The sequence below is a fragment of the Streptomyces sp. WELS2 genome (genome assembly GCF_013870595.1).
Lineage (GTDB): Bacteria > Actinomycetota > Actinomycetes > Streptomycetales > Streptomycetaceae > Streptomyces.
This window is the reverse complement of sequence record NZ_JACBWZ010000636.1, coordinates 1-3,687: the sequence shown is the minus strand read 5'-3', so window position 1 is coordinate 3,687 and position 3,687 is coordinate 1. Positions and strand designations below refer to the sequence as shown.

Genomic DNA, 3,687 nt, shown 5'->3' with positions numbered 1-3,687 from the left:
CGCGGAGGCACCGCGGTGACCGCCCCGGTGCACGAGGCGGCCGGGCCGGTGGTCTCCGGTGGCCTCGTCGGACACGCCGGCGTCCTGCGGCACATGCTTGCGCAACGCGGAGGACTGAGGGGCGGGCGGTGGGGCCGGCGGTTACCAGGTGACCGGGAGTTCCTCCACGCCGTAGACCGTCGAGCCCTGGCGGAATCGGAGGTCGGTTTCGGGGACGGCGAGTCCGAGGGCGGGAAAGCGGCGGAGCAGGGCCGGCAGGGCGATCTTCAGTTCCAGTCGGGCCAGTTGCTGGCCGAGGCACTGGTGGACGCCGAAGCCGAAGGACAGCTGGGCGACCGGGCGGCGGTGGAGGTCGAGGTCGTCCGGGCGCTCGGGGACGAGGCCGGGGTCGCGGTTCGCGGTCAGCGGGGAGAGCAGTACGTGCTCGCCCGCCGCGATCCGGTTGCCGTTGAGGTCGATGTCGGCCACGGCGGTGCGCAGGAGCGGTGCCGGGATGGCGAGCTGGCGCAGGAGTTCCTCCACGCCTGTCCCCGCGGCCGAGGGGTCGTCGCGAAAGGAGGCGAGTTGGTCCGGATTGCGCAGCAGGGCCGGCACGCTCAGGGCGAGCATGGCCGCCGTGGTCTCGTGTCCCCCGACGAGGAGGGTGGTCCCGAATCCCCGCGGGCCGACGGGGACGAGCGGTTCCGGCGACGTGCGGATGTGGCCGACGCTGCCCGGTGAGCGGTCCTCGTCCTGGCTGCTCCTCGAATCACAGCAGGTGGAGGCGCGTTCGAGCTGCCCACCGCCGGGCTGACGGAGTGGCTCGAGGCCACGTACCGGATCACCTCGGCCGAGACGGAGATGGAGGGTCTGGACTGGGACGGGTTCCTGCTGGGGCTGACGGGCGGCCGGGGCACCGGGCGAATGAACGCGACCGTCCCACGCGAGGTCCGGCCGGCTCTCCCCACGACGCCCCGACAGGCCGGACCACCGGAACGGGAGAGCCCATCAGCTCCGCCCGCCCGGTGTGCCCTCCGGCCCTCCCCTTCGACTTCCCTGTCATCGGCAATGCGCTCCCCCGGCTGCCCGTGTGAACGAACGGGCACCGGCCGGGCCCGACGCGGGAACGACCACCTGCTACGCTGCCAGTGACCTGGACCGTGTGATCAAGGAGTCGCAGACGTGGTGGGTGAAGACGACATCTCCGGGTGAGATCCGGATCTGACGGCCACCGGCCGGCGCACAGGAGCGCCGCCGCCGACGTGGCCCGTCTCGTCGTACCCCATTCCCCGTATCTGCCCAGGGCAGAGGTCTCTGTTCTGCCCTCCGCGCCTCCGAGGTCCCTTCATGTCTCACGCTGCCATCGTCTGCTCCGGCCTCTCCTTCGCCTGGCCCGACGACACCCCCGTCTTCCACGACCTGTCCTTCACCGTGACCGGCGGCCGTACCGGCCTGGTCGCCCCCAACGGCTCCGGCAAGAGCACCCTGCTCAAGCTGATCGCCGGTGAACTCGAGCCGGCCACAGGCTCGGTGGCGGTCGGCGGAACGCTGGGCTACCTGCCGCAGAGCCTCCCCCTGTCCGGCGACCTCACCGTCGCCGAGGTGCTCGGTGTCGCCGCGGTGATCCGCGCCCTGGACGCCGTCGAGTCCGGTGACGTCGGCGAGGAACACTTCACCACCATCGGCGACGACTGGGACATCGAGGAGCGCACCCGCGCGCAGCTGGACCGGCTGGGCCTCGCCGGCCTCGCTCTGGACCGCGGCCTGAGCACCCTCAGCGGCGGCCAGGTCGTCTCCCTCGGTCTGGCAGCCCAGTTGCTCAAGCGCCCGGACGTCCTCCTGCTCGACGAGCCGACCAACAACCTCGACGCCGAGGCCCGCCACCAGCTCTACGACGTCCTCTCGGACTTCACCGGCTGCCTGCTGCTGGTCAGCCACGACCGCGCCCTGCTCGATCGCATGGACCGCATCGCCGAACTCGGCGGCGGTGAACTGCGCTTCCACGGCGGCAACTTCACCGAGTACGAAGAGGCCGTCCGCGCGGAGCAGGATGTCGCCGAGAAGAACGTCCGCAACGCCGAGCAGGAACTCAAGCGCGAGAAGCGGGAGATGCAGCAGGCCCGCGAACGCGCCGAGCGCCGGATGAGCAACGCCTCCAAGAACCTCAAGAACGCCGGACTGCCCAAGATCTTCGCCGGCACCATGAAGCGCGGTGCACAGGAGGCAGCCGGCAAGTCCGGGCAGACGCACGCCTCCCGTGTCAGCGAGGCCAGGGCCCGGCTCGACGAGGCCGGACGCGCGCTGCGCGACGAACAGCGCCTCACCCTGGAGCTGCCCGACACCAGCGTGCCCGCCGGCCGCAACCTCTTCCTCGGCGAGAGCCTGCAGGTCCATCACGCCGGCCGCGCCGTCTTCGCCGACGGCGGTGTCGACCTGACCGTCCGGGGCCCCGAGCGCATCGCGCTGACCGGGCCCAACGGCTCCGGCAAGACCACCCTGCTGCGGCTGATCACCGGTGACCTCGCCCCGGACAGCGGGGAGATCAGGCGCAGCGACGGCCGGATCGCCTACCTCTCGCAGCGCCTGGACCTGCTCGACCCGGATCGCACCGTGGCGGAGAACTTCGCCGCGTTCGCCCCCGAACGGCCCGAGGCGGAGCGGATGAACCTGCTCGCCCGCTTCCTCTTCCGCGGGGCCCGCGCCCACCTGCCCGTCGGCGTCCTGTCCGGGGGCGAGCGGCTGCGCGCCACCCTGGCCTGCGTGCTGTGCGCCGAGCCGGCCCCCCAACTGCTCCTGCTCGACGAACCGACCAACAACCTGGACCTGGTCGGCGTGGGCCAGCTGGAGAGCGCGCTCGATTCCTACCGGGGCGCCTTCCTGGTGGTCAGTCACGACGAGCGGTTCCTCACCGGGATCGGCGTCAACCGCCGGCTGCGGCTGGCCGACGGGGTACTGCAGGAGACCGGAGCCCCCGAGGTGTGACCCACGGCGTGTGACGTGGCCCGTGTCCGAGGCTCCGCGCCCTGCGGGCCGACCACCGGACACGTTGGACGGATCCTCGTGCACCAGCCCGCTCTGCCCGCCCGCGACCTCGTCCGCACCCTGGACGGCCGGCGCGTCCTCGACGGCATCTCCCTGACCGCCTCCCCCGGCCGGCGCGTCGGCCTGATCGGAGAGAACGGTGTCGGCAAGTCCACCCTGCTGCGGGTGCTGGCCGGCATCGACGAACCCGACGCGGGAAGCGTCTCGCGCCCCGCCGAGCCGGGCTTCCTCCACCAGGAGATGCCCTACGACGCCGACGCCACCGTCGCCGCGGTGCTGGACGAGGCGCTGCGCGAGGCCCGCGAGGACCTCGCCGAACTGCAACGGCTCGGCGAGGAACTCGCCGGCGTCCCGCAAGGCGACCCCGGACACCGGGAACTCCTCGACGCCTACGGCAGGCGGCTGGAGCGGGCCCAGGACCGGGAGTCCTGGGACGCCGACCGCCGCGCTGCCCTGGTGCTGGCCGGACTGGGCCTCGGCACGGTCGGCCACGACCGCACGCTGGGTTCGCTGTCCGGCGGGCAGCGCGGCCGGCTCGCCCTGGCCGCGCTGCTCGTACGACGCCCCTCCGCGCTGCTGCTCGACGAGCCGACCAACCATCTCTCCCCGGGACTGTGCGACGAACTGGAGGAGGCCCTGGGCCCGGGCCCGGGCGCCATCGTCGTC

The 3,687-nt window shown here is 72.7% G+C and carries 3 protein-coding genes; 2 read left to right on the top strand and 1 reads right to left on the bottom strand.

The window, feature by feature from the left end:
- Positions 1-141: 141 nt before the first annotated feature.
- Positions 142-609 (bottom strand): cytochrome P450, encoded by a 468-nt coding sequence (locus H5J33_RS27160; RefSeq protein WP_181797481.1) that lies wholly within the window; start codon positions 607-609, stop codon positions 142-144.
- 717 nt (positions 610-1,326) lie between these two features.
- Between H5J33_RS27160 and abc-f the strand changes: the two genes are divergently transcribed.
- Together abc-f and H5J33_RS27150 are read left to right on the top strand one after the other, a co-directional pair.
- Positions 1,327-2,961 carry a ribosomal protection-like ABC-F family protein gene (gene abc-f / locus H5J33_RS27155; protein WP_181797480.1) on the top strand — a complete coding sequence of 545 codons (1,635 nt, stop codon included), beginning with the start codon at positions 1,327-1,329 and terminating at the stop codon, positions 2,959-2,961.
- A 78-nt stretch (positions 2,962-3,039) separates the two neighbouring features.
- On the top strand, positions 3,040-3,687 hold a 648-nt coding region (locus H5J33_RS27150), incomplete at its 3' end, for an ATP-binding cassette domain-containing protein (protein WP_181797479.1).

Coding starts and splice junctions, on each gene's coding strand:
- H5J33_RS27160 (WP_181797481.1), bottom strand. CDS start 609: ATGCTCGCCCTGAGCGTGCCGGCCCTGCTGCGCAATCCGGACCAACTC.
- abc-f (WP_181797480.1), top strand. CDS start 1,327: ATGTCTCACGCTGCCATCGTCTGCTCCGGCCTCTCCTTCGCCTGGCCC.